This is a genomic window from Naumannella cuiyingiana, from assembly GCF_013408305.1.
GTDB classification, from domain to species: Bacteria; Actinomycetota; Actinomycetes; order Propionibacteriales; family Propionibacteriaceae; genus Naumannella; species Naumannella cuiyingiana.
In genome coordinates this window covers 1-25,703 of the sequence record NZ_JACBZS010000002.1, presented here as the reverse complement: position 1 = coordinate 25,703, position 25,703 = coordinate 1, and the positions used below count along the sequence as shown (strand labels likewise).

25 protein-coding genes are annotated in these 25,703 nt (G+C 69.3%); 11 read left to right on the top strand and 14 right to left on the bottom strand.

From position 1 onward, the window contains the following. Positions 1 to 99: 99 nt before the first annotated feature. From GGQ54_RS16570 to GGQ54_RS17715, 5 genes are read left to right on the top strand one after another with little or no spacing between them, the layout of a single operon-like run. Complete coding sequence (locus GGQ54_RS16570; protein ID WP_179446709.1) at positions 100 to 1,728, top strand: hypothetical protein; 1,629 nt, start codon at positions 100 to 102, stop codon at positions 1,726 to 1,728. A 12-nt stretch (positions 1,729 to 1,740) separates the two neighbouring features. Continuing rightward, positions 1,741 to 3,240: an SCO6880 family protein gene (locus tag GGQ54_RS16565; RefSeq protein ID WP_343046031.1), complete on the top strand. Its 1,500-nt coding sequence runs from the start codon at positions 1,741 to 1,743 to the stop codon at positions 3,238 to 3,240. Further along, positions 3,240 to 4,784, top strand: a complete 1,545-nt coding sequence (locus GGQ54_RS16560) for a P-loop NTPase family protein (RefSeq protein WP_179446707.1) — start codon at positions 3,240 to 3,242, stop codon at positions 4,782 to 4,784. The genes GGQ54_RS16565 and GGQ54_RS16560 overlap by 1 nt, the downstream gene beginning before the upstream one ends. A gap of 1 nt (position 4,785) precedes the next feature. Beyond that, positions 4,786 to 6,579 (top strand): type IV secretory system conjugative DNA transfer family protein, encoded by a 1,794-nt coding sequence (locus tag GGQ54_RS16555; RefSeq protein WP_179446706.1) that lies wholly within the window; start codon positions 4,786 to 4,788, stop codon positions 6,577 to 6,579. Then, positions 6,576 to 7,457 (top strand): DUF4913 domain-containing protein, encoded by an 882-nt coding sequence (locus GGQ54_RS17715; RefSeq protein ID WP_179446705.1) that lies wholly within the window; start codon positions 6,576 to 6,578, stop codon positions 7,455 to 7,457. Before GGQ54_RS16555 ends, GGQ54_RS17715 begins: the two co-directional genes overlap by 4 nt. Positions 7,458 to 7,511: 54 nt before the next feature. Here the strand turns inward: GGQ54_RS17715 and GGQ54_RS16545 are convergent, their stop codons facing one another. From GGQ54_RS16545 to GGQ54_RS16530, 4 genes are all read right to left on the bottom strand, one after another. Further along, positions 7,512 to 8,345, bottom strand: coding sequence for a hypothetical protein (locus GGQ54_RS16545; RefSeq protein ID WP_179446704.1), 834 nt, complete (start codon positions 8,343 to 8,345; stop codon positions 7,512 to 7,514). A gap of 78 nt (positions 8,346 to 8,423) precedes the next feature. Next, entirely contained in the window at positions 8,424 to 9,848 is a 1,425-nt protein-coding gene (locus tag GGQ54_RS16540; protein WP_179446703.1) for an AAA family ATPase, read from the bottom strand. Positions 9,849 to 9,958: 110 nt separating this feature from the next. Next, positions 9,959 to 11,458: a relaxase/mobilization nuclease domain-containing protein gene (locus GGQ54_RS16535; RefSeq protein WP_179446702.1), complete on the bottom strand. Its 1,500-nt coding sequence runs from the start codon at positions 11,456 to 11,458 to the stop codon at positions 9,959 to 9,961. Positions 11,459 to 11,553: 95 nt separating this feature from the next. Further along, complete coding sequence (locus tag GGQ54_RS16530; RefSeq protein ID WP_179446701.1) at positions 11,554 to 11,886, bottom strand: hypothetical protein; 333 nt, start codon at positions 11,884 to 11,886, stop codon at positions 11,554 to 11,556. A 174-nt stretch (positions 11,887 to 12,060) separates the two neighbouring features. On the opposite strand from GGQ54_RS16530, the gene GGQ54_RS16525 reads away from it, so the two are divergent. The 6 genes from GGQ54_RS16525 to GGQ54_RS16500 all read left to right on the top strand — a co-directional run bounded on the left by GGQ54_RS16525 (position 12,061) and on the right by GGQ54_RS16500 (position 17,036). Next, the gene (locus GGQ54_RS16525; protein ID WP_179446700.1) at positions 12,061 to 12,522 is read left to right on the top strand and encodes a hypothetical protein; all 462 of its coding nucleotides are present in this window, start codon (positions 12,061 to 12,063) and stop codon (positions 12,520 to 12,522) included. Continuing rightward, positions 12,515 to 13,000 carry a hypothetical protein gene (locus GGQ54_RS16520; RefSeq protein ID WP_179446699.1) on the top strand — a complete coding sequence of 162 codons (486 nt, stop codon included), beginning with the start codon at positions 12,515 to 12,517 and terminating at the stop codon, positions 12,998 to 13,000. Before GGQ54_RS16525 ends, GGQ54_RS16520 begins: the two co-directional genes overlap by 8 nt. Positions 13,001 to 13,931: 931 nt before the next feature. Then, positions 13,932 to 14,522 carry a hypothetical protein gene (locus tag GGQ54_RS16515; RefSeq protein ID WP_179446698.1) on the top strand — a complete coding sequence of 197 codons (591 nt, stop codon included), beginning with the start codon at positions 13,932 to 13,934 and terminating at the stop codon, positions 14,520 to 14,522. Between the two features lie 584 nt (positions 14,523 to 15,106). Continuing rightward, a complete protein-coding gene (locus GGQ54_RS16510) occupies positions 15,107 to 16,027 on the top strand; it encodes a DNA methyltransferase (RefSeq protein WP_218844262.1) in 921 nt (306 codons plus the stop codon). Then, on the top strand, positions 16,024 to 16,332 hold the full coding sequence (locus GGQ54_RS17790) for a DUF4326 domain-containing protein (RefSeq protein ID WP_179446696.1): 309 nt from the start codon (positions 16,024 to 16,026) through the stop codon (positions 16,330 to 16,332). Before GGQ54_RS16510 ends, GGQ54_RS17790 begins: the two co-directional genes overlap by 4 nt. A 125-nt stretch (positions 16,333 to 16,457) precedes the next feature. Further along, positions 16,458 to 17,036, top strand: coding sequence for a recombinase family protein (locus GGQ54_RS16500; protein WP_246293540.1), 579 nt, complete (start codon positions 16,458 to 16,460; stop codon positions 17,034 to 17,036). A 159-nt stretch (positions 17,037 to 17,195) separates the two neighbouring features. Here GGQ54_RS16500 and GGQ54_RS16495 read toward each other — a convergent pair whose 3' ends face one another. The 10 genes from GGQ54_RS16495 to GGQ54_RS16450 all read right to left on the bottom strand — a co-directional run. Then, a complete protein-coding gene (locus GGQ54_RS16495; protein ID WP_179446695.1) occupies positions 17,196 to 18,956 on the bottom strand; it encodes a M48 family metalloprotease in 1,761 nt (586 codons plus the stop codon). A 41-nt stretch (positions 18,957 to 18,997) separates the two neighbouring features. Then, positions 18,998 to 19,336: a ParB family protein gene (locus GGQ54_RS16490; protein WP_179446694.1), complete on the bottom strand. Its 339-nt coding sequence runs from the start codon at positions 19,334 to 19,336 to the stop codon at positions 18,998 to 19,000. Beyond that, positions 19,333 to 20,136 carry a ParA family protein gene (locus tag GGQ54_RS16485; protein WP_179446693.1) on the bottom strand — a complete coding sequence of 268 codons (804 nt, stop codon included), beginning with the start codon at positions 20,134 to 20,136 and terminating at the stop codon, positions 19,333 to 19,335. Before GGQ54_RS16485 ends, GGQ54_RS16490 begins: the two co-directional genes overlap by 4 nt. A 106-nt stretch (positions 20,137 to 20,242) precedes the next feature. Next, positions 20,243 to 20,608, bottom strand: coding sequence for a single-stranded DNA-binding protein (locus GGQ54_RS16480; protein ID WP_179446692.1), 366 nt, complete (start codon positions 20,606 to 20,608; stop codon positions 20,243 to 20,245). A 63-nt stretch (positions 20,609 to 20,671) separates the two neighbouring features. Further along, positions 20,672 to 20,896, bottom strand: a complete 225-nt coding sequence (locus GGQ54_RS16475) for a glutaredoxin family protein (protein WP_179446691.1) — start codon at positions 20,894 to 20,896, stop codon at positions 20,672 to 20,674. Positions 20,897 to 20,939: 43 nt separating this feature from the next. Then, on the bottom strand, positions 20,940 to 21,407 hold the full coding sequence (locus tag GGQ54_RS16470; RefSeq protein ID WP_179446690.1) for an LPD29 domain-containing protein: 468 nt from the start codon (positions 21,405 to 21,407) through the stop codon (positions 20,940 to 20,942). Positions 21,408 to 21,665: 258 nt separating this feature from the next. Continuing rightward, positions 21,666 to 23,552, bottom strand: coding sequence for a hypothetical protein (locus GGQ54_RS16465; protein WP_179446689.1), 1,887 nt, complete (start codon positions 23,550 to 23,552; stop codon positions 21,666 to 21,668). 454 nt (positions 23,553 to 24,006) lie between these two features. Beyond that, positions 24,007 to 24,225 (bottom strand): ribbon-helix-helix protein, CopG family, encoded by a 219-nt coding sequence (locus tag GGQ54_RS16460; protein ID WP_179446688.1) that lies wholly within the window; start codon positions 24,223 to 24,225, stop codon positions 24,007 to 24,009. A gap of 97 nt (positions 24,226 to 24,322) precedes the next feature. Next, positions 24,323 to 24,613 carry an ArsR family transcriptional regulator gene (locus GGQ54_RS16455; RefSeq protein ID WP_179446687.1) on the bottom strand — a complete coding sequence of 97 codons (291 nt, stop codon included), beginning with the start codon at positions 24,611 to 24,613 and terminating at the stop codon, positions 24,323 to 24,325. A gap of 224 nt (positions 24,614 to 24,837) precedes the next feature. After that, positions 24,838 to 25,703: MinD/ParA family ATP-binding protein (locus GGQ54_RS16450; protein ID WP_246293539.1), on the bottom strand; the 866-nt coding region annotated here is incomplete at its 5' end.

The window sequence follows — 25,703 nt, the reverse complement described above, 5'->3', positions numbered from 1 at the left end:
CGCTGCGAAGGGAAGTTGATCATGTGCGGCATTACCGACGTGAAAGGCTGTATCGAGACGGCGGTCGTCACGACCGAGGAGTCCCTCGCGAAAACGGTGATGGATTTCACCACGACCGCCTTCACGCTCTGGATGGGTGTCGACACGGCCAACCCGCTGACCGAGGCGTGGCCCACGGGTGATGCCGGGGCACCTGCCGATCCCACCTTGATCGGTCCTCTGTCCACGATCTGGGGCTCGTTGCTGCCGCTGACGGGGTTTTTCGGGATCCTGGGGATCATCATCGCGTGTGTGCGGGCGGTCCGATCGAACTCGGCGATGCAGCTGCTCGACATCGGCCGGCTGGTCTTCAATCTCGTCGCAGTGAGCAGCTTCGGCGTGGTCGTGGTCTGGCTCGGCATCTCCGGCGCCGATCTCTACGCGCCGTGGATCATGAGCCAGGTAGGCGAGCCGCAGCCCGATGCGAGCACCGTTGAGCGGCTGATCGACGCCAAGATGATGCAACAGACCGGGCTGCTCGGCATCCTGCTCGGTGGCGGGCTGTTGATCGTGTCCAACATCGGGATGATCGCGTTCATGATCTTGCGGTCGGCGCTGCTGTTGCTGCTGCTCGCGGTCTGGCCGACCGTCGCCGCCGCGACGGGCACGGAGGCTGGCAATCACGCGTTCTCCAAGATCAACAAATGGCTGATCGCGCTGATCTTGTTCAAGCCGGCCGCCGCGACCATCTACGCTTTCGGCTTCTACACCATGGGCGATGTCCAGCCGACCGACATCAACGATGTTGGTCAGGCGATCTACCGGATGGTCGCCGGGATCTTGATCATCATGCTGGCGTTGGTGTCGCTTCCGGCCATGGTCAAGTTCTTGTCGCCGCCGGCCGGGATCGGCGCGTCCAACGCGTTCAGCGGTGGAGCGATCGCAGCGGGTGCGGTCGCGGTCGGCGCGGTCGCCGCCACCGGCGGCGCCGCCCTGGCGGCAGGTGGTGGCGCAGCCGCCGCCGGCGGCGCCGGAGCCGCCGCCGGCGGGGGCGGAGCTGGTGCCGGCGCGGGCGCTGGAGGAGCCGGCGCCGGGGCTGGCGAGGCGGGCGCGACCGGCGCGGCCGAGGCGGGATCCACGGGTGCCCAGCAAGCCGCCGGCGAAGGAGCCGGCGGCGGGAACGACAGCCCGGCTAGTGGTGGCGGCTCCGGCGCCGCCGGCGGCGGGAGCGACGGTGGTGTGGTGAGCGAGTCGAGTTCTGAGGGTGGGTCGGGTGACGGGCGGCCGACCCCGTCGGGCGGCGGGGGGTCCGGCTCGTCGGGGGCCGGCGGTCCGGGGTCGGGCGGCTCGTCGTCCCGGCCGGCCGCGAGTGCGGCGTCGACGGGCACCGGGGCTGGCTCCGACAGTACTGGCGGTGGCGGTGGGTCGCCGGATGCGTCTGGCGGTGCTGAGGGGTCTAGTGCTGAGGGATCTGCTGGGTCGGGTTCGGCGGCGGGTGGGGACGGTGGTCCGCGGCGGGCTGCGCCCGACTCGCCGGCGGCGGAGGGTGGCAGCCCGGCGGAGGGTGCGAAGCCTGCCGGAGAGGGTGGCGAGAAGAAGCAGCCAGACGAGCCAGGGCCGTCGGGGCCGGAAGGTGCCCAGAGTGGCGGCGGTACGGGGCGGTTGCCGCCGACAGCGGAGACGTTGCAGGCGGCGTCGGAGGCGGCGGCGCAGTCCCGGTCGGATGACGTGCTCGACGACAAACAGTAGGGCGGGAGAGCCATGAGTGATGTTCGGTTGTATGGGAATTGGACGCGGCCGCGGATGCAGGGCGTGTTCGGCCTCGGTCTGGGGATTTGCGCGTTGCTGTTGGTGGCGGCGATGGCGTTGATTTTCGCGGTCTTGTCCGGAGGGCCCGCTGCGGCAGCGGTCGTGGTCGGGGTGACCGGCGTGTTGCTGGCGCCGACGTTTCGCCGGCCGGGCACGGGCCGGTCGCTCTACACGACGATGGGCCGGCGGGTGGTGGCCTGGTGGAACAAGCGCACCGGGCGGTCGGTGCTGGTGCAGGGTCCGGCGGGGATGACGCCGGATGGCCGGGCACGGATGCCGGGCCTGCTCGCCCAGTCGGAGTTGATCAGTGCGCAGGATGTGTACGGTCAGCCGTTCGGGATCATTCGGGTGCCGGCGACGGGTTCGTACTCGATCGTGATCGAAACCTCGGGTTCGGGCACCGATCTGACCGATCAAGAGACGGTCGATCGGCAGGTCGCGCGGTGGGGTGCCTGGTTGGCCTCGCTGGGGCAGAACTACCCAGATGTGATCGGGGCGCAGGCCTCCATTGAGACCGCGCCGGACACGGGGGTGCGGCTGCGCCGGGCGATCGACCAGGCTGAGAGCCCTGATGCGCAGCCGTTCGCGCGGGAGGTGATGGGCGAGATCCGTGACAGCTATCCGGCCGGGCAGTCCGAGATCGGCACCCGGATTTCGGTGACGTTCAAGTCGACGGTGCCGGGCCGCAAGCAGCGGGTGTCACCTGAGGACATGGCGACCCGGATCGGGAACGTGCTGCCGTCTATTCTTTCCGGCCTGCTGGGCACCGGTGCGAGCGCGGTCGCGCGGCCGATGACCGCGCAGAACATCACCGACTATGTGCGGGTCGCCTGGGATCCGCTGGTCGCGACGCTGGTCCAGGAGGCCCGGCAGACCGGAGAGGGCACCGGGATGGTCTGGGAGGACGCGGGCCCGACCTTCCTCGATGACCGCGATCCGAAGGTGCTGCGCCACGATCGGGCGTTCAGCATCTCCTGGCAGATGCTGGAGGCGCCACGCTCGCCGGTGCCGTCGGACACGCTCAAGATCTTGCTGGCGCCGCATCCGGAGATCACCCGCAAGCGGGTCACGTTGCTGTATCGGCCGTTGTCGATCGAGCAGTCGGTGAACGCGGCCGAGGCCGAGGTGACGAACGCTGAGTTCGTCGTCAACAACTCCAAGAAGGTGACCTCGCGCGACATGAATCGGATGGCGCGGGCCCGCGCCACGGCGCGCGAAGAGGCCGACGGTGCGTCGTTGTTGCGGTTCGGGGTGATCGTGACGGCCACCGTCACCTCTGCCGATACGCTGCCACGGGTTGTGGAAACTGTACAGAACCTGACCAGCGGTGCGAAGTTGAAGATGCGCGCCGCCGACTGGACACAGGCATCCACGTTCACTGCGGGTCTGCCGCTGGGTCTGGTGCTGCCCGCGCAGGTGCTCGTCCCGCCGGAGATCGGGGAGGCGTTCTGATGCTGATGAGAAAGCGCGGCAAGTCGCCTAAGAAGGTCAGCCCGCCCCGGGGGCGGGCGGTGATGCCGGGCCGGTTCGGGTGGCCCGGCCGTGGTGGTGGCGGCGGATTCCAGCTCGAGGTCGCGCCGGAGTGGCGTGGCACCAGTAAGCAGGTCTGCGGGTTGTGGCCGTTCGCAGCCGGTTCGGCCGCGCCGCTGGTCGGCGTCCCGGTCGGGAAGCATTTGCTAAACGGGTCCACGGTGTGCGCGGATCCGGTGAACTGGTTCCTGGCGAACATCGTGAACAACCCCTCCGCGTTCATCTTGGGCCGGCCCGGGCTGGGGAAGAGTTCCCTGACCCGCCGGATGGTCACCGCGCTGGCCTATCAGGGCTTCGTGCCGTTGATCATGTCCGATCTCAAGCCGGACTACGTCGACCTGACCCTGGCGCTCGGTGGCGACATCATCCCGGTCGGCCGCGGTGTCGGGTCGATCAACCCCTTGGACAAAGGAGTTCTGACTGGTCTGTTGCCGAAGATGTCGCCCGAGGCGCGGAAGAAGGCGCTAGAGGACATACACGCGCGCCAGACCGCGGTGCTGCGCTCGCTGATCGAGATGATCCGCAACGAACCCCTCGGCGCGCGGCAGCAGAGCATCCTGGCCACCGCGATCCGGCTGGCCGACGAGCGCTTCGATGACCCGCTGGTCGGCGATGTCGAGAACCTGATCCGCGACCGCGAACCCGAGTTGCGCGCGTTGGCGATCGACCGCGGCGAGGACGAGCGCTATGACACCACCGTCGACCCGCTCCGTGAGGGATTGATGGCGCTCGGCCCCTCAGGCCCGTTCGGCGACATCTTCAGCGAGCGCACCAGCCACAAGTTCCGGCTCGGTGTGCCGACCTGCTTCGACGTGTCGTCGGTCGACGATGCCGACACCTTGCTGCAGGCCGCCGTCCAGGCCGTCACCTGGTCCTACGGATCGGCGATGGTGGCCTCGGCGACCATCGCCGCCGACGACGGCGTCGGACAGAAGTACACCTACGTGCTGATCATGGACGAGCTGTGGCGGATCCTGCGCGCTTCGGCGGCGATGATCGACCTGATCGATGCGATCACTCGGCTGAACCGGCAAAAGGGCCTGGCCCAGGTGATGATCACCCACACCATGTCGGACCTGCGGATGGCAACCGAGGCACTCACCGAACGCGCCTGGGGTTTCGTGGAACGATCCTCACTGGTGTTCATGGGTGGCCTCGCGGTCCGCGAGATGGGCAACCTGCGCGAGGTATTCGACATGTCGCGGCGCGAGGTGGAGATGATCCAGTCCTGGTCCGAGGAAGCGATCGTCGACCCGATCAGTAACAAGGCCACCTCGCCGCCGGGGCAGGGCTGCTTTTTGTTGAAGACCGGCAAGGCCCCGGGGATCCCGTTTCGGATGCGGATGACCCCGACCGAGAAGGCCGTCAACGACACCAACAAGCGCTGGCGCCACCTTGCGGTGGGCGCCGCGGCGACCGGCGGGGAGTCGGTGGTTCCATCCGACGCGGCGGCGATGGTGGGCTGAGATGCGCCGTCACGCAGACAACCCCGCCCGCCGCTCCGACGCCGGCGGCGAAGTCGGCTGGCTGATCACCGCCGGCGTCTTGGTCACCGTCCTGGCCGCCAGCGCGGCGCTGTGGGTCGGAGCGATCGTCACCGGCGGACGCCCGGTCCAGAATCCGGTGCTGTTCTGGCTGGAGATCCCCGCTCAGGGCTACCCGCCGGGCGGGCTGATCCTCGCGATCCCACTGCTCTTGGTATTGGTGGCATTAGTGGCATTGGTGGTGTGGACGTTCCGGCCGCGCAAAGGACGCTCCCGGATCGACACCAAGGCCTACTCGATGGCCCGCCTGAAGGACCTCGACGTGATGCACGGCAAAGGCGCTGCGGCCGAGGCGCAGCGACTCAACGCCACCAGCGCTACACCGGCTGGGTCACCGATCGGGCGGCTGCTGCCCGGGCGAGCGGAGCTGACCGTCCCGTATGAGTGGGTCCAGCTGTGGATCATGGGCCCCCGCGCCGGGAAGACCTCGTGCCTGTGCATTCCGCAGATCGTCTCCACCGCCGGCCCGGTCGTCGCCACCACCAACAAGCGCGACCTGCCCGACTACTGCCGCGGCCCCCGCGCCACCTACGGCCACGTCTGGGTGTTCGATCCCCAAGACATCATCGGCGAGGCACCCGAAGGTCAGCCACCACCGTGGTGGTGGAACCCCCTGAGCTTCGTCACCGACTACCCCTCAGCGGTCTATCTGGCGAAGATCTTCAACAAAGCCGCCGGCGAACCAGACGCCACCCCCGATGCCTACTTCGGGCCCACCGGGAAACGCTACGCCGCGCTGCTGATGCTCGCTGCCGCCCGCGCTCAGCTGCCCATCACCAAACTCACCGACTGGCTCGCCCGGCCCACCGACGACGAACCCGTCTACGCGCTGCGCCTCGCCGGCGACACCGCCCCGGCCACCCAGCTGCAGGGAATCTTGGATCTGACCGACAAGCAACGCGACGGCGTCGTCGGCGAAGCCGCCACAATGCTGGAGTGGCTCGCCGACCCCAAGCTCGCCCGCTGGATCACCCCACCACCCGCCGACACTTCGGAGCCGCACTTCGACCCGCAGCAGTTCGTCCGTACCTCACAATCGCTGTTCCTGGTCTCTCGCGAAGGTGAAGGATCGGCCCGGGCGGTCACCGCCGCCCTCACCGTGGCCACGGTCCGCGCCGCCGAGGCCTACGCATCCCGCTCGCCCCAAGGCCGCCTGCCACTGCCGATGACGGTCGTCCTCGACGAAGCGGCGAACGTCGTCCCGTGGCCCGACCTTCCCGACCTGTACAGCCACTTCGGCTCCCGCGGAATCATGGTCTCCACCTTCCTGCAGTCCTGGTCCCAAGGCGTCGACGTCTGGCGCGAGACCGGCATGCGGAAACTGTGGTCCGCGGCGAACGTCCGGGGCGTCGGTGCCGGCATCGCCGATGAGAAGTTCCTCGCCGAGCTGTCCAACCTCATCGGACCTCACGACGTGATCCGCCGCGACAGCAACACCAGCGGCGGCGCGCTGTTCAGCGGCGCCCAACGTTCTCGCTCCGTCTCCACCCGAGTGCAACGCGAAACGCTGTTCGAGGTAGCCGAGCTCCAAGCACTCCCACGCGGCCGCGCACTCGTCCTTAGCCCCGGAGCACCAACCGCGCTAGTCGAGCTCGTCCACTGGTCCAGCCGCCCCGACGCCGAGCTCATCGCCGCCTCCGAGCGCTACGCCACCCAACGACTGCTCGAGGCCCAGCATGCACGGCCCGCCCCGTCGGCGCAGGAGACCCACCCGTGAGCGAACTCGATGCCGAAGAAGCCGCCGCCGCCTGGGCGCGAGCCGAGGCGTCCGGCGACACCGGCGCCATCGACGACGCCCGGGATCACCTCGCCTCCGGTGATCCTGCCGGCAGCAACGCCCCACCACCGGCCGGGCCACCGACCGGCCCGATGGTCGATTCCGCCACCGCCCGCGCCCTCGTCGACCGTGCCGAAACCGCGCTCGACGCCGCCGTCGACGACCTAGCGGCCGCCGAAGATGCCCACGCCGATACCGACGGCACACTGCGGGTGGCCGAGGCCAAAGCCGAGGCCTACGCGACCGACCCCAGCAGGAAGGAGTGGGAGCGGCTCGCAGCGGCCGAAGCCGTCGAGAAGGCACGCCGGGCCCACGACCGCGCCGCAGGCAAGGTCCTGCGGCGCCGCAGCCGCCATGACAAGGCCGAGCAACAGCTCGATGCCGCCACCGAGATACTCCGGCTCGCCGAACAAGCCGCGGCCGACCAACCTGCCGCCGACGCCGCTGGCGCCGAGGCCAAGCCAATGGCATTTGCCAACGTCGAACAATTCGTCACCCGCTACCTACTGGAGGTGACCCGCCGGCCGGGGCTGCAGTGGTGTACGACCTGGTGGCGGCACGCCGAGGCCGTCGACCGACTCCGTGCGCTGTGGACATCATGGGAGGCGATGCGCTGGGAAGGTCCCACCGCGATGACGGTGTGGTGGCGCGACTACTGCGACCCGACCGTCTACGCCCTGATGAAGAAGGACGGCACCTTCGCCAGCTGCGACCACAGCACCGACGTGCACAAACAAGGCCGGCTTCTCCCGACCGACCAGGCTCCGGATGGTCTGCTCGACGAACCCGAACCCGAACCTGGGCAAGGCGAGAACTGAGAACGCCCCGCCGGTCCGGGTCGACGGCAGGGCGTTTCTGGGCGGCGGTCTGCGTCAGCGGCCACGGCCGCGATCGTGCACCCGCTCGCTGCCCCGGGCACGCGCCTGTCCAGCGTTTCGTCGGCCCCGGGTGCGCTGCGCGGTGCTGACCTGCTGATCGGCTGGTTCGGGATGGGATTGCCGGGCGGTGGTGACGGCGCGCCGGCCCTCGATGTCGGTGCGGCCGGGGCCGGTGCTGTTCTCGGCGGGACGGTCGGCCGCCTCGCCGGCGGCCGCGTGCTCGACGCGGTCGACGTCAGCCGCGGCGTTGCCGTCTGAGACGTGCGCCTGGTCGTGGGCCTGGTCTTTGCGCTCGCCGGCGGTGGCGGCCTCCTGCTCCGCCGCCTCGGCAGCGCCGCGGTCGCCGCGATCGGCCGCGGCCGTCGCCCGGTCCTCGGCGTCGACCTCGCGACCCGCCTCTGTCTCGGCCTCGGCCCGTGCGGCGTCGCGGTCCTCGATCTCCTGGACCGCATCGCGGTAGGCCGCGATCGCCGCAACCTCCCATTCTTCGGCTCGGCCGCCGTGGCGCTCGGCGATCTCGCGGCGCAGGTACTGGTTCGCCATCCCGGCCAGCGGATCGTCTTCGCGCAAGGCCTGTGAGACCGCGAGGGCTTCCCCGACCCGGATCTTCACCATGCGGTCAGGGCCTTCCCACAGGTGCGGGCTGTCGCGGACGTTCTTGTAAACACTGCGGCCGGCCTCGACCGCGTTGCGCCGATCGCCGTCGAGCGCCCGGCGGTGCTGTTCGGCGGCCGCCGCGGACTCGCGTTGCTCTTCGCGCGCCGCGTTCTCCTGGGCGCGCACCCGACGCTCGGCCAATTGCGCCACCAGTGTTGCCGCGATCCGCATCCGCTGGGCCATCTCTCCGACCAGCTGCTCTTCCTCATCCATCGTGTGATCCCTTCGCGTGAGTCATTTCGGTCGGCCCTATCCGCGCTCGCGCCCGGAATCCTGGTCACGGCCCGGGCCGGGCCGCCGGCCCGGCTCAAGCGCCGGCCGGCTTTGCGAACCGCGGACGTGGCGGGCGGGTTTCGCCCAGCTCAACCGCGCGATCTCCGCCGCCGATAGCGCCTCCTTGTCCCGAGCACTGCGGCCATCGGTATAGCGGTCGCGCAGCTCGGCCATGTCGGTCAGCGACGGCAGCGCGCCGGGTAGGCCGGGGTCGTGGTTCATCCACGTTTCCTGATACTTCTGCGGTGCCCACTCGGTCATCATCGGGTTCGCCACCGCGACCCAGCCGCGCCGCGCTTCCAAGATGTCGCCGGTTCGGATCAGCCGGTCCCGCATCTCCGACACCTCAGACGAGGACTCATAGCCCAACATGGCTGCGACGTGCCCGGACCGGGCTTCTCCACCACACAACGCGATCGCAGCAATGTAGCCCTGCTGCAGATCGGTCAGATCGTTCCAGCGCGGCTCAAGGTACTGCTGCTCCATCGTCTCCAAGGCCGCGCGCTGACCCGCCGCTACGTCAACGGCGGTGATCTTGTTCGGCCCTGCGGCTTGTGCCCAGGCCGCTGCGCCGATCGCCTGCACGTGAGCCGGATACCGGCCGGTGATCTCATCGGCACGATCCAGCGCCTCAGCGGTCCATCGGACCCCGCGCTCCAGAGCGGGTCGCTGCAGCGCGTCCTCGAACGCGTCGCGGCTCAGCTCGCCCGGGATCGCCACCGGGGTGAACAACCTGGCCGGGTTGGTGATCAATGGCCGCTCCGGATCGCGACCCTGCAGCACCCGCATGGTGTGCGGGAGCCCGGTGCCGATGAACACGATCGGAGCAGACGGATGGCGCAGATTCAGATGGTTCAGCACGCCACCCAGCGCGCGAATGTCACGCTCGTGACTCATCTGCAGCTCATCAACCGACAAGATCAGACCGCCCCGCCCCTGCTCGGCGCGCAGATCCTCGGCCAGCCGGGCGAGCGTCGAGCCGATGGCCGACGGGTCGTACATGCTCGCCGGCGCCACGTCGGCATTCGGCTTCGCCGTCTCGGTCAGCTTGATGTCAGCCTTGACGATGCCACCGAGGTCCAGGCCGACCCCACCGATGCGACGCAGTCCTTGAACGGCTCGCTGCCACGGTGAGGGCCGATCGTTCGTCTCGGCCTGATGCAATGCTGACTGGAACAGCGCCGTCACCATCGGTGTATCGGGGTTACCGATCAACCCGACCGTGCTGTAGCCGGTCTTCTGACCGAGCTCGACGGCTTGCTGCATCGTGACCGACTTCCCCACGCCGCGGTAGCCGAGGAGTAAGTAGTCTTTCCCTCCCGCGCGGCCATCGGTCTGCACATCGGCGAGCATCTCCTGCCAGGTCCGGAGCAGCTCTTCACGACCGGGCAGCGGCGCCAACCGGTTATGCCCGGCACCCGGCGTGTACACAACCCCTCGCACAACCCCTCCCTCGGACTCACTTATAAACTAGCTGATTTCCGCCTAGTTTATAAACCTTTGTCGGGGTGTTACCGGCCACGGCTCTGATCCGGCCCGTTCTCCCGGCGCAGGTGCGCCGGCCGCTCACCCACCTGTCCCGTTCGCCGGCGCCGGCTTCCGGAGCTGGCCTGCTCCGGTCCGGTCCTCGGCGCGGGTGCGGCCCGGCCCACCTTCGGTACCACTTCTCGTGCCGCGCTCACCGCCCCGCGCAGGTACTCCGTCTCGCGCAGATCGGCCCGCGCCGCGTTCCGATCCGCGACCGCGGTCGCAAGGTGGCTCAGCTGCTCGGCGAGCGCCATCCACGCCACCACGTCCTGGTCGCTCTGCGCCTGGGCGATCAGCCGCACCGACCGGCCTAGCGGCGTCGTCAACGTGGGCGGTGGGTAACGCAACCGCGCCGGCAGCTGACTGTCTGCCCGGGCGAACGCCTCGGCCGCCTCGTGCAGCGGGCCGCCTTTGCCGCGCTCGTGCCGATGCGCCAACGCCGCGTACACGCCGGCCACCAAGCCACTGACACCCTCACCACCAGTTTCGTCGCCCAGCGCCGCCCGGGCCTGCTCCAGCTCCCGAACCGCCGCGGCGGCGGGACGCTGCACCTTCGGATCGCGCGGCACCGCTGCCCCGGCGCCCTTCTCCGCCCGCCACATGCGTGCCGCGCGCGCCGCCGAATCCGGTGTCGCCTCCCAGCGTTCCCGCAGCCTCGGCAGCCGCAACGACGGATGTACCTGCCCCGCCCCGCGCCAGGTACTCCGGGTGCCGTCAGCCTCGATCAGCGCCACCGAGTACCCGGTGACCACCGACCGCCTACCGTCGGCGTAGCGGGGCCGGGTCAGCACCCGCGATCCCCACAGCCGGCGTACGTAATCCGCCTCGTCCGCCGCCGCGCTCGCGGCCGCGAGCATCCGCTCCCGCAGCCGCTCATGCGCCGGTGCCGGCACCTGCGCACCGTGAACTTCCTGGCTCGCATCGTGCCGCGGGTACGGCACGTGATCGCGGCGCTGGGCGAGGTCTTCGGCATGCCCGAGCTGGTACTTCTCCTCGATCATCCTGCGGGCCGCGGCCGATCGGCGATACGAGTTTGCGTTGCTCGCCCACGTCCCGTCGTCGCGGATCATCTGCACCGCCAGATGCAGGTGATCGTTCCCGCCGGCCGACGGGCCGTGATGCACCGCAACCCACCGGCACGGCACCTTCGTACCCGCCGCGTCATCGAAACCCATCGCCTCGATGTAGTCGTGCGCGATCTGGTTCCAGGTCGCATCGTCGAGCACCGCGCCGGGCTGCATCGACAACACCGCATGGAACACGAACCCGCGATCTTCCGGGAGCTCGCCGCGGGCCCGTTTCGCCTGCATCGGCGCGTTCAGCTCGTGCACCAGGTTCGCCGCCTCCGCCGGCGCGAACACGTCCTCACCGAACGCGATATCGCCATACTCGAACTCCAACGGCTCCGACCCCGCGATCACCCGCTGATTCGTGTGCTCATCCGACCGGCCCGGCCCCAACAAGTACGTGATCAGCCCGCGCATCGACCGGCCCAGATTCGCATCCGATGCCCGCCGCGGCGGCAACGTCCCCACCCCACCACCACCGGAGGATTGCCGGGCCGCCGGGAGCTTGATGATCACCGCTCCCGCTCCAACCGCTCCAACGCCGCCGTCAACTCCGTCACCGCCCGCTCCAGCTGCGCCAGCGCCGACCCGAGCTGCTCCTCAAACTGACCGCCGCCGTGCACGCCCTCCAACCGGCGCGTGTGCTCAAGCTTGACCGCCTGATTCACGTTCGCCCCCGCCCGCGCAACCCCACGCCGGGCACTCCACAGTGACGCCTCGATCGCCGACAACCGCGCCACCGCCTCGGTCCCATCCGACACCAACGCCCGCATCAACACCGCCTGCCGCGAGCACTGCCGCACCTCAGCCTCCGCCAACAACCGCGCGTTCTCCGCATCCGTCAACCGCAACTTCAACTGATGCCGCCGCGGCCCCGCTCCAGCCGCCGCATTCGCCCGCCGCCGCCGAGGTGTCCCCGCCATCACGTCCTCCGTCCTTCGCACCTCACGTCTCGGCCCAGCGCAGCGACCCGCCCCCGGCGGGACTCGACCCTGGACCCAACTCCAGGGTCGCACCCAGTGATCGCAACAGCAATCACCGCCACGCACTTAGAGAACCTAAGTGCACATCTTGCTTTCTCACGTCGGTTCCGCAAGCGCCTGCCGGCCGTTACGCTCGGTGCAGGATCGACCACGCACAACAAGCCGAAGGGATCACCGATGAGTACCGAATCAGGACAACCAGCGGGCGAGGTCGCCGCGCGTGCCCGAGCGTTGCTCGAAGAGTCCGCGCAGAGGCGGTTGGACGCCGCGACCGACGCGGCAGAATCCGCGCGCCGGCTGGAACTGATCCGCGCCGAACAACACGCCGCCGCGAGCGCCTACCACGCCAGCTGGGCCGCAGCCATCAAGGCCGGCTGGGACCCGCGCGAACTGGAACGCATCGGTCTCACCAACCCCAACGCCCGGCCCCGCAAACGCCCCGCCAGCCGGGCGCGCACCACGGCACGCAACGGACAGAACAAGGCCGACGATGCCTGACGATCTGTCCCCCGAACAGGCCGCGCGGCTCGAGGAACTCGTCGAAGCCGCGGCCCGGCTCAACGCCGCCCACGACGCGGAAGCGATCGAGCTCGCCCGCGCCCGGATGATCGTCGACGAACTCGATCGTAACGCCGGCATCCTCAGCCCCACCGCGCTCACCAGCCATGCCGGCGGACCGCACATCTCCGACGACCTGATCGTGCACGCCTCCCACCTCTACACCCAGACCTACGCCCACCACCTCGGCCAACTCACCAACACCCCGATCAGCGCCGAAACACCCACCGAACAAGCCCACCAGCAACACCGGGGCCCTGCCGAGCACGACCGCGAATGGGACGCCGACCTCGATGCCGTACGCCGCATCCGCCAACACGAAACCGCCACCGCGACCAACCACCCCGCGGCAACACCCGTCCGACCAGCGCAGCTACGGCCCTACCCGCACCCCGCCCAACCGGGATTCGAGCGGTAACGCCCCGCGCCCTTGCCCCGCCGCCTCCATTGTTCGGGCACCGGGGGTGGGGTCAAGGGGACGCAAAGCACGCCTCCGGCGCCCTCCGGGATCGCTCCGCGATTCCTTTACTCACAGCCCCTTGACCCCACCCCCGGTGCCCGAGATCGGCAGCTATCAGGGCAAGGGGAACACCTGCCAACGGCCTGACGCGCGCCAGTTTCGGCAGGTGCTGTCGGCGGCGCACATTACGATGCTGGCAACCCTCCAAACTGTTGGGAGTGCACCGCATGCGACGCGTTGCGCGAACGTTCCTCCGAACGTCGGAAGCCGTGACTTTGCGCCGGCGACTGGGCCGGCTCATCTGCACGCTACGTGCTCGCCATCGACCACAACTCGCCAACCTGACAACCATCCGCTCCTGGCCCCACCGCACCGCCGTACGAGAATCCGCCACAGCAGTCATCTGCCGCGACTGCCACGAACACATCGGCGACTAAGGCCCCTGGTGGCGACACCGCGCCCGGTCGGGCGGTCGTTCGATCGGCCACAACAGCCCCCCTGTCCGTTAGGCGATCAGCTGGCGCCCACGAGACCGCCGGCTCGCCGTCGACGACCACCACGATCAGGCCGAACCAGAACTCTCCCCCGGTGTGCCGGCGCCAGCGGATCAGGAGAGCCGGTACCCCGGCGATTCCGCCGATTCAACACCCTCCAGCAGTGCCCGCTCGGCGCCACGGTCTGCGAGCGTCCGACGCGTCCCCCATGTCCGTCAGGATCGCACTGTGGCCTGACGCCTAGATAAGCTTTGATAAAACCGCTGTTTTATCAAGAACACAACGCGCATGGCTCGCCGTCGCCGCAGCAGTCGCCCGCGGGCTATGAACAGCTACGCAGGCTCGCCTCCCCGGGCGGGGCATAGACCACCACAACCGCGACCGGAGAAATCGCCATGAGCACCACGTCCAGCGAAGAAAGCACGGTACGGAACCTTCTCGAGGCCACCGCTGTGCCCGCCAACACAATGTTCCGTCAGCCAACAGAATCTCGAGGGCCCGTCACCCCCGATCACGACTTCGACCAGCAGATGATCCTCGCCTATGCGAGGTTTGGAGTGATCGAGGGAGCCGACCGCCTACGAGACCAACTCATCGCCAGTCAGGATCCCGGCCAAGCGGAGGTCTCTGCTGACGTTGCATCTCAGCGCCAGGCCGCCGCCGAGGCCCTCGCCGGCCCCCGGCCCAATCCGGTCGCGTACCAACGCGCGATGGCGGCCCTGATCGGCAGCGTGGGAACCGAGGGACAGACCGAACTCGGCGAAGCTCTGGACCGTCGTCTAAGGCAGGAGGGCCTACCGCGAGTCGCAGCGATTGTCGCCGAGATCCGCCGAAGCGAGGAATGGCTCGACTTCCGGCTGAACGAGTGCGTCGAGCGCCGTGGCCAGCTCGAAGCCGGCACGAGCCCCACCCAGGGCAACCGGCCGGGGGCGCGGCCATCTCAGCATTACGCAGCACCAGAGGTAGACCGCGGCACCGGACGGTGACTCATGGGTTCATCCCGCAGCGTCCCTGCACATCACACCTAGCGTGCTGGTGTCTCCTCGACCTGCCCCCGCCATGCCGACGTGCTCCTGGTGATCGCCAACAGCCCGGCCGGCAACTTCCGTTAGGCGATGGCTTGCTCGGCGGCCGGGGCCATCAGCAACGCCCTCGTTGATCGCACCCTTACAGTCCGCTCGGCGCACTGCCGACGCGCCTGGTATGCGCGCCGAGCCGTCGTCCAACAGCACCGCGTCCGTTAGCCGATCAGTGACCGGATCCGCCGGTCCCTTGAAAATGGCGTTACGAAACCTCTCTAGTGGGGTATTCTCGACGTTACGTAACTAGCTGTTGTGGAGGCGGGATGGGACTGCTCGAGGAACCCCAGCGCCGAGGACCTGCAGCGTGCGATTCCTGCGGCCAACCCTTCGATGGGAGTCCATCGTCGGGAGGTCGGCCGCGCCGGTTTTGCTCGAACTCGTGTCGGCAGGCCGCGTATCGGCGGCGCCAAGGGTCTCCGGGCCGGATGGGTCCGGTTCCGTACCGGGACGGAGCGGGCTGGGCACTGCATCTCGGGACAGCCGTACGGGTGCTGGACCGCATGCCGGCGGGCAGCGTGCAGACCATCGTCACCAGCCCGCCCTACTACATGCTGCGCGACTACAGAGGTCGGCCGGACCAGATTGGTCAGGAACCGACCCCGGACGCCTACGTCGAGGCCCTGGTCGCCGTGGCCACCGCGGCGACGCGGGTGCTGCGCCCCGATGGAACGTTCTGGCTGAACCTGGGTGACAGCTACTCCTCGCGGGCGAACCGCGGACCGAGCTTCGACCGCCACGGCGGCCGCGGTCACCGAACCGGTGTAGTCGCGCCTCGCGGCAACACCACCGCAGCGGCGCCGGTCAAGAGCCTGCTGATGATGCCGGCGCGGGTCGTGCTCGCCCTGCAAGAGACGGGCTGGATCGTCCGCAACGATGTGGTGTGGCACAAGCCCAACGCGATGCCCACCTCCGCGACAGACCGCCTCGCGACCCGACACGAACATCTGTTCCTCCTCGCCCGCCGACCGCATTACTACTTCGACCTAGACGCGATCAAGATCCCCGGCAGTGGACGGTCGGCGGGCAACCGTGACCGCGAACGATTCGCGACCGGTGCCGGCACCGCGACAGCGCACCGCCTCTACAGCGGCAGCAACCCCGGCAGCACGCTGTCAACGAAGACGTGGGAGACCGCTAACCCTGGCGATGTCTGGTCCATCGCCACCCGCCCAAACCGGTCGGCAGACCACTTCGCCATGTTCCCGATCGACATACCCCTGCGATGCATCGCCGCCGGCTCGCGACCAGGTGATCTCGTCCTCGACCCATTCTCCGGACTCGCCACGACCGGACGAGCGGCACTGATGCTCGGCCGGCGCTATACGGGTATCGATATCAACGCCGAGTACCACGAGTCCGCCGCCGAACGTCTCGCCGAGACGCTGCCCCAAGCCGAAGACGCCGGATGACACCCCCGCAACGGTTACGCATGTCCCGTGCGAGGGGTTCCCGGCTCCCCGACGAGGCCCGCAGTGTCGCGTATCCCACGATCTGGGCGAACCCGTTCCGTCCACCGGTACGCACTGCCGAGGCGAACGAACGAGCAGTCGAGCAGTACCGCGCCTGGCTCACTACCCAGCCCGAACTCGTTCAGCGAGCACAGGCCGAGCTGCCGGGGCGAGACCTGGCCTGCTGGTGCCCCCTCGACCTCCCCTGCCACGCCGACGTCCTTCTGGCGATCGCCAACCACCACACGCTTGGGAACGTCCGATAGCCGATCGCTAACCGGTCACCTTGGTTGCCGCCTTGGCGAAACGCCGCGCCGCGCCGCCTGTCCGTCCGATAGCCCCGTCCGATAATGTGTCCGGTGATGGGAGCCTAACCGGACAGAGCAGGGGGATGGCCATGCGGATCGGCTACGCGCGAGTCTCCACGCGCGACCAGGACCTCGAGGCGCAGCGTGCGGGACTGGTTGCCCTGGGCGTCGACGAGGCACGGATCTACGTCGACCACGGGCTCACCGGCACCGATCGCGACCGCCCTGGCCTGCGCGAAGCGCTGGCCGCCTGCCGGCCTGGCGATGTCTTGGTCGTCACCAAGCTCGACCGACTCGCCCGATCCGTGCCCGACGCGCGTGATATCGCCGGCGAGCTGACCGACCGCGGCGTCGCCTTGGCGATCGGCCCCAGCATCTATGACCCGGACGATCCGATCGGCAAGCTGCTGTTCAACACCCTTGCCTTGGTCGCGGAGTTCGAGGCCGACCTGATCCGCCTGCGCACCCGCGAAGGAATGGCGATCGCCCGCGCCAAGGGCCGACTCCGTGGCCGCCGGCCGACGCTGACCGCTGCCCAGGACAAACACCTGGTGCAGCTGCACGCCGCCGGCGAGCACACCGTCACCGAGCTGGCCGAACTCTTCGGTGTCGGCCGCGCCACCGTGTACCGTGCGCTCGCCCGGGCGACACCACGGACCTAACGCACGTGCCTTGTTGAGGTTATAGACGCAGCCGGCGCATTGGCGCCCCTATTACCCCTGTTACCGACGTCAGGGCTGTTTGGTGGTGCGGGGTGGTTGGCTGTTTGGTACGGGAACGCGGCGGACACCGGCCGATCGGGCGGCCCGGCTGGCTGCGGATCAGCGGCGCATCGCGGTGCTGGCGGGCGGGGTGTGGCAGCCGCGGCAGCGGCATTGCTGGCTTCGTACCCGTGGCGGTGATGGTGTCGAGCGGGGTGTCGAGGCGTTGTTGTTGGACTGGCGCCGCACGGGCGGTGGCTGGCGGGCCCGGGTGGCCATCGTCGATGTCGAGACGGGCGCGTCGGCCCGCGGCTCGCCGCGATCGGCATCATCTGGTGGGGCATCCAACACTCCGTGGCTGGCGTCGTCGACGATGCCGAATCGGGCGGCCCGATCGGCAGGTTTCGGGTGAAGGCGTAGCCAGGTGGGCAGCAGGGACGCGATCGCGCCGTGTTCGGCGCGGTTCAGCCAGCGCAGCGTGCCGAGCGTCATCGGGTAGCCCAGCTCGGCCCCGCGGGCATCGGCGGCGGTTTCCAGCGCGCGCTGCTGGGCGGCGTTGGCCAGTATGAGCGCGACCATGGCGACGATGGCGGCGATCACGGCACCGGTCCACCACCACGGCGGCTCGGCGGTCCACAACGGCAACCCGAGCAAACCCATACCCACCAGCATCAAGCCCGGCAGGCCCACCGCGGAGAACACGCGCCGCCGGGCCGCCTTCGGGGTGGCCCACTCCTCGAGGTGGGCAAACTCGTGCGCAATGACCGGGCCGATCACCGCCACAGGTTCGGCGAGGAGCCGAGAGCCAAGCTCGAGCTGCGAACCCCCGCGCGCGGAGGCGTTATATTCCCCTTTCACCACGACCTTCGGTCTGGCCATCCCGGCCGCGTGGGCGAGCTCGTCGACCACGGCCTCGGCAGCCCGGATCCGGTCCTGGGTCGGCGCTCGCCCGCGTCGGCGAGCCTTCTGCCTGGACCGCATGCCAAGGATGACGAGAACAAGCAGGCCGGCGAACACCAGGAAGTAGACGAGCTGGGCGAACACCAGGCCCATCCCGGTGTAGGCGGTGACGGCGGCGATGGCATTGGCCAGGCTGTGCATCACGACCATGCCGAGGATCCGGCGCATCAGCAGGAATCCGAGCAGCACGCCGATCGCCCAGGCCAGGTGCTGGGTGAGTGCAATCGCGGGCCCGTAGTAGAGGTGGAACGACACCCGCAGCGCGATCCCGACGGCCAGGATGACGGGGAGCGGGATCCGGGCGGCCTGAAAGGCGACGACCAGCCCGGCGACCAGGATGATCTCCTCGGCCGGCCCGGCCAAGGTGACCGACAGGAGGGTGCCGGCCAGCTCGACACCGTTGCCTTGGAGCAGCCCGATCCCGGGGTAGCCGGCTTCCCCGCCCCAGAGCGCGCGGGCCCGGGAGCCGAGGAAGCCACCGACGCCGAGGGCGGCGAACCACCACAGCGCTGCGCCGGCCTCCCAGCCCCAATCCGAGAGGCTGCGCGGGCGGCGCAGGCCGAGTGCCGCGGGCCGGATCCCGAAGATCCGTAACGTAGCGAGCAGCGCGACCAGGCAGACCGCGATGGTCGCCCACTCGGGCAGCTGTTTCGCCAGCGCCGCCGGAATCGACGCATACAACAACTCAGGCGCCGTCGGTGCGATCAGATACTCGATCGCAACACGCACGCCGGTCCCCCAGCCCACCACGAACAGCAGCGCGACGAGCGCGATCGCGTAGTGGCGCGGCATGACCGGCAGCTGGTCGCCGGTGGCGGCGAGCCGGCGCCATCCGTGCCGCAGCCGGCGCCACCACACCGAGTGCCTGGCCCGGGTGGAGCCCTCCACGCCGAGCGGCCGGTACTGCAACGGGACCTGCACAGCCTTCCTCCTCGTCGACGCCAGACCAGCGCCCAGTCGGTCTATTCGCCCATCGGGCGGCCCTGCGGTAGTTCGCGCGGGCCGACTGGCGGGAACGGCTCGCCGCCGTTGTAGCGGGCCTCGAGCTGCTCGACTTTCTCCATCACGGCGTCGTGGATGAACTGCGACAGGCCGCGGGAGCCTTCGGTGGTCATGGTGTGCAGGATGGCGGCGCGGACCCGGGCGGTGTCGTCTGGGTCTTGGTAGAACGACACTTTCGGCCGGCTTTTCTTCGCCGGCGCCGCCGGCGCGGGCTGTTCGGCCGGCGCTTCGGCTGGTGCGGGGGCGACGGGCGAATTCCCGGCCAGCCGGGATCGCTTGGGTGCGGGTCGGGCGCTCATCGGGCCACCGCCTTCGGGGTCGGATCCTCGCGGGTCAGGGCAATGAGGTGTTGGGCGTAGATCTGGGCCAACTCGCTCGCTTCCGCGCTCCCCCAGTCGGCCAGGCCGCGGCCGGCCTCGGTCGCATCAGAGATCAGCACCCGTTTCGGGATGGGCGGCTCGAGCAGCTCGAGGTCACGTGCAGCCGTGGCGGTGCGCAGGTCGTCCAGCCAGGCCCGCCCGGACACCGTTCCGGCCTCGTGCTGGTTGACCACCACGCCGGCGATCCGCAAGCCCTGGTTGTAGTAGGTCTGCACGCTGCCGATCGTCGCGAGCAGCTGGTCGAGCCCGTTCAACGACCACAGTTTGGTGTGGGTGATGATCGCGACCGCATCCGCGGCGCACAACGCGTTGATGGTCAGCTGGTCCAGCGCCGGGGCGCAGTCGATCACGATCAGGTCGTACTCCCCCGCCACCTCGCCGATCGCCTCGCGCAGTCGGAGTTCGCGGCCGGCGCCGGCGATCACCAGCTCGTCACGGACGGCGCCTAGCGCGACGCCGGCGGTCGGGACCAGGTCCACTTGGCGCCAGCCGGTGCCGGTGATGACGTCCCGGATGGTGTCGGGTGATCGGGTGGACAGCACGTCGGCCAGCCCGGTCTGGTCGTCATCGACCTCGGCCACCACGCTCGACAGGTTGCCTTGCACGTCGGCGTCGACGAGCAGCACCCGCCGGCCCTGCGCGGCCGCGACCGCGGCCAGCTGCACGGTGGTCGTGGTCTTGCCCACGCCGCCCTTCTGATTACTCACGGCCAAGATCATCGGAGTCTCCTCACATCTAACAGAACTAACACTACTAATAGAGCTACAGGGGTAAGGGGGCGGCCCGCATTGGGACCGCACCCTCCACCGCGACGATTCGCCGTGTTCAGCTGGTCCCTCCGGGCCGGACGACCTGCACTCGCTGGCCGCGGAAGCTGGCGCCGATGTCGGTGGCACGGACCTCATGTTGGATCCGGGTGCCGCCTTCGTTGTCGACGTACTCGGTGACCCGGTAGGTCCCGGTGAAAGTGACCCGGATGTTCCCGCCGGATTCGGCGGCGGCGACCAGGTTTTCGGCCTGGGAGCCGCTGACCGCGACGTTGTAGGCGATCGCCGGCCCGTCGGTCCAGCTGTCGTCGGCCTGGCGGATCCGGTCGGTGACGATGACGCGGGCGTAGGTATAGGGCCCAGACTCGCCTTGGCGCAGCTCGGGGGCGGCGGCCAGGTTTCCGGTGCGGCTGATCGTGCTCATGACATGAGTCCCTTCGCTAGTTGCTGGCGTTAGAGTTAATAGTACTGTTGGGGGTTTTGCGGGTCAAGACTTCAGCGCGATGATCTTGTCGGGCTGGAACCCGGCCCAATGGGTGGCGCTGGCTTCGACGACGGGCGCGGAGCTGTAGCCGAGCTGGCGAACGTGGGCAAGTGCGTCGGCATTGGCGGTCAGGTCGACGGCCCGGAAGTCGATCCCGGCGGCGGTGAGAGCGCGCTGAGTGGCGCGGCAGGGCCCGCAGCCGGGCTTGGTGTACACGGTGACGATCATGGCGTGGTTCCCTTCTGTGGTGGTAATGCTGGTAAGAGTGGCGTTAGCTGGTGAGGTTGGTTTCCTCGAGGAGGATGCGGGTGGCGAGGTCGGCGGTGTCGGGGTAGCCGAGGCGTTCGGCGCGGTGCCAGCTGTCTGTTCCGGGCTGGGCGTGTCGTTGTGCCCATTCCCGGGCGTCGGGGCTGTAGGTCCGGGCGGTGCTGATGCCGCGGCAGTGGTAGCGGATCTCGGTCGGGACGCCGTCGATCAGGTACAGCTCGGGAAGCATCGGCTGGTAGCTGTCGGCGGTGCTGTCGAACCGTGCGGACTGGAACCGGGCCGTCAGCTCCATTACGGCGGGTTCGGTGGGCCCGTCGGTCCAGGCGATGTCGAGCCAGCCGTAACCGGTGCCGCGGCTCATCCGGACCCGGAAGCTGGTGTCGGGGTAGCTGGTTCGCAGTGTGGTGCGGATCTGCTGGGCAGTCTTCTTGACGTTGTACTCGACGACGGGCCAGGTGGTGCTGTTGGTCATGTTCGCTCCTCTAATGCTGGTGTTGGTGGTGTTGACGGTGGTGGGGGTGTTTCCTGATGGCAGCAAGTTCGAGGCCGAGGCGGCGGAGAAGCAAGGGGGGAAGCAAAAGAATCGCGGAGCGATCCCGGAGGGCGGCCGCAGGCCGTGTTTTGCGGCCCTTGCGCGGAGCCGGTGAGGTTCGAGAATTGCCGAATCAGGAAACACAGACGCGCAGGTGGTCGCCCACTGTTGGATTCGCACAGGTTTCACCCGCGAAGCTCACGCGGCTGCTGGCACTATTGACGCCTGCTGTTCCTCGATGAGAGCTGCGTACGCCGTCGGATGGTCGGGGAGCCCGCCGGGTCGCCGTGGGTAGCGGGACTCGTCGACGCGGACCAGTGCGGGAGCGTAGGGGCGGAGTCGCCGGCGTTCCTTGCGGGGAGAGCGGAGGAAGGTGAGTTCTCGGTTCCACCAGGCCCACAACCTCTGTTCTGCGGCGTAGCTTTGGGCGCGAGCCTCCAAGACGCCAGTGCATCCGCGTTCGCTGGCGACCTGGTCACGTCGATCGACAGGCTGCCAGCTCAGTTCACCGGTCCCCAGGTTGACCGTCTGTTCGAGAAGACCTGCACGGTTCAGCTTCCCGAGGATGGTGTCGCGGGTTTGAGCGGCAAGGTCCGGTTCGGTGCTGAGTCGTGCCCACGCGGTGCCAGCCTCGCAGCCGAGGCCCTGACCCCCGGCGCGCGTGGTGCTGAACGCGTCGTGGCGGGCGAGCGCAAGGCGCTGCTCGAGCTGCGACCGCTGGGGCCTACCGAGTCGGGGGCGTGTGACCTCTTGTGGCAAGGGATAGTCGAGGGGGCTGTGGAGAACCCAGGCGGCGGCTCGGGGGCCGTGGGTTGGTCGGGTGTGGATGAGCCAGCCATCGGCGGCGAGGGCGGCGAGGGCCTGGCGGACGGTTTCGCGGCTGAGTCCGGTGAGCAGGCCGAGGTGGCGGATCGGGAGCTCGAGGTCGAGGGTCAGGCCGCGGCAGGCGAGCAGGCAGATTCCGTCGAGGGTGCGGCGGTGGGTGGCGCCGCCGTGGCGCCAGCGGCCGGGCATGGCGTCGGCCCGCTCCTGGATTGCGTGCACGGTGTGGTCGATCGCCGCGGCCTTTCGGGCGGCGTCGGCATCGTGCGCGGTGCGGGCGGCTGGAGGGTGCTGTCGGGCGAGGTGGTCGACGGCACGGTCCCAGTCGTCGGCGAGGACCCGGGCCGGGCTGTGCCGGCCGGACGTCGGCCGCGGGGTTCTTGAGCGGCCGCGGTCGGCGGCGGGTTGGGTGCGGGCGTGTTCGAGACCGGGCGCAGTGTCGAGCAAGGCGGCGAGCTCGTGGTGCTGCCAGCCGGCGCGGGCGCAGCCGAGCAGCGCGACCCACATCTGTGCGGAGGCGTCGGCGCCGGCGGGAACGGCGGTGGTGAGCGCGTCCAGGCTCGCCGGCGCCGGTGTACGCCGTGTCCGGCCGGGCAGGTAGCGGCGGCCGTGGCCGTCGATCGCCACACCCGCCGCCGCGCTCGGTGCTGCGGTTGTGGGGTTGCGGTAGTGGGCGAGCTGGTCCTCGATGGCGTCGAGCAGCTGGGTGAGCTGGCGACGGCTCGCGCGGGGCCGGATCAGCTCGACGGGGTCGCCGCGCAGGATCTGAGAGGGCTGGCCGGTGCGGTGGGGTGCGCCGGGCGGGCGCAGGCAGCCGGCGGCGGGGTTGAGCAGCGGCGTGATGTCGAGGCTGGGCAGCCAGCTGGCGGCCGCCCGCGCGAGGGTGTGCACCAGGCGGGCGTCAAGGGTGTGCGCGAGCCCGATCCACAGGTGCCGGCCGCCGTCGGGGTCGCCGGCGGACGCGCACAGCACCACCGGGATCCGCAGCTGGTCGCACAGCGAAGCGAGCCGTTCGGCGTCGTGGGCCGCGGGGCGGCCGGGTTGTTTGGCGTCGAAGTCGAACCCGAGCAGGTGGTAGCGGCGGTCGGGTCCGGTGAGGCAGACCGCCCACGGGGTGTCGGGCTCGGGTCCGTCGACGTCGACGTCGACCGGGTAGAGGTTGGCGATCGCGCCGCCGGCCTCGCGCACGGCGGCGCGTACGCGCGGCCGCGGGGAGATCTGCCGGGTGAGCTGCCAGGCGTCGACAGCAGCCGGGGCGCTCACCGGGCGGGTACTGCCGTGCTGTGGAGCAGCTGCTCGGGCGGGTGGCCGGGTTCGAACCAAACCCCGCCCCAGCAGCCGTAGGCGCCGTACGGGTCGGTGCCGGCGCGGTGGGCGGTGTCGAGTCGGAACGCCTCGTGTAGGCAGGCGTCGGCGAGTGGGCAGCTGGCGCAGATTTGTGCGGCGGCCCGGTGGTCGTACGCGTCACCTGAGGTGAAGCCGGCGCGGGCGGTGGTGGCGCAGGGCAGCTGGGGTTGGCGGGCGACACGCCGCCCAGGGCCTGGTGCGCTGGATTTTCCGGGGTCGCGATGGCATGCTGAAGGCATAGCGAAGCTCCCTTCGTGGGTGTGAAGGAAAGTTCGGGAAGCTGGTTACTTCCCTACAGATCTGGACGAGTGCCGCGGCTGCCACCGCGGCATCGTCGATTCAGGGCACTGCCCTGAACGGGGCCGGCGTTTTAGCCGGCTGCGTCGAACAGCGCCTCCTGGGGGACGAGCCCGGCTTCGTGGCCGTGGGTGTCGATGTACTCGTCGATGGCCTCGCGCAGGGTGACGCTGCGCGATCTGTGTCCGCGTGCGCGGCTGATCGTGTCGAACAGGGCGACGGTGTCGAGGTCGACCTCGGCGCCTACCGGCAAGGGCCGGGTATCGGTCTCCGTGCGAGTCCAGCGAGCCATGAAAGTCATCCTGGCGCACCGTGCCGTGCTTCCGCGAGGGCGACACGCAACAAAAACGCGAATGATATTAGACCGACAACCACTGCACGACCTCGGATTAGGGCCGTTTCCGAGGCGGGATGGGTGCGAGTGTGCCCATGAGCTGCGCGATCTGGCGCCGCACCTCTGCCGTGTTCGCCGAATAGCGCACGCGCCGCCCGCCGAGCGCCTGCTGGTCGGGCTGGTCGGTCCGGATGAGTCCAGCGGTAAGCATCGCGCCTAGATGCGGCCCGATCGTGGGCCGGCTCAGCGCGGTGGCGTCCGCGATCTCGCCGATCGTGAGATCGGACTGGCGCGCCAGGACGGACAAGATCGCGATCCGCACCGGACTCATGCCGAAAGCGTTCACGATGGCCTCCAGTGATGGGGGCAGGGAGGGGCGGGCACGGCGCGGCACCCGGTCATTGTTCCCGATCGGGTGCCGCGGTCTGGACACTACCAGCAACCAGATGTTTAATACATGCGGTAGGGATCAGTTGGCGAAGAACGCCGGCGCGCCCCGGCTAACCCTCCGTAGCTGGGGCGCACCGAGCCCCAGTTGTGCGGCGGGGATGCCCCTTCGGGATCTGCCGTTCACGTACCCGTGCCTGACCCATGTGACTGACGCGAATTCTCAGTCCCGACAATGCGGCCGCGGCCGCCGAATTGCTGGGCGATGGCGTAGGCGAGTTGTTCGTAGGCGATCTGGGTGTCGCGGCCGAGTTGGTGCCAGGCGAAGTGGCCGCCGTCGTGGAGGTGGGGGTCGTAGGGGACGAAGATGATCTCGGCGACCCGGCCGCCGAGTTGGGCACGGATTTCCGCGCGCCGCTGCTGTTGCTGTTGCTGGTGGGCCTGGAGCAGCTGCTCGACGTGGTGGGTTTGGTCGGGGCGGAGGGTGAACGGCACGATCTCAGTCACCGCGAGCACGGCGTGTGAGACGAGTTCCTCGCCGGCGAATTCGGCCCACCAGTCGAGCGTTTCGGCGGCGAGTTGGATGCCGTCGTGGGCGGTGGTGGCGGTGACGACGAGGGTGTCGGTGGCCCGATACACCTCGGCCATCAACGGCAGGGTGAGGTCGGTGCCGGTGTCGGTTAGGATCACCGAGCGGAAGATCTTGGCGACGTCAACGACGTCGCGATATTCCTCGGCCGAGAACCCCTGGGCTTTCACGGGGTCGCGTTCGGACGCGAGGACTTCGAGGCGCGTGTCGGCTTGGGAGGTGAACCGGCGGAAGTCGGTCGCGGAGGTGACCTGGTTCAACTGGCCGGCGAGGTCGCGGACCGTCTTGGTGGTTTCTTCGCCGAGGCGTTGGGCGAGGGTGCCGCGGTGGGCGTTGGCGTCGATCGCCAGCACGAGGTCGCGGCGGTGCAGCGCGAGCACGGTGCCGATCGCCAGCACGACGGTGGTTTTCGTGATGCCGCCCTTCAGCGCGGAGACGGTGATGGCGTGGTGATCGACCG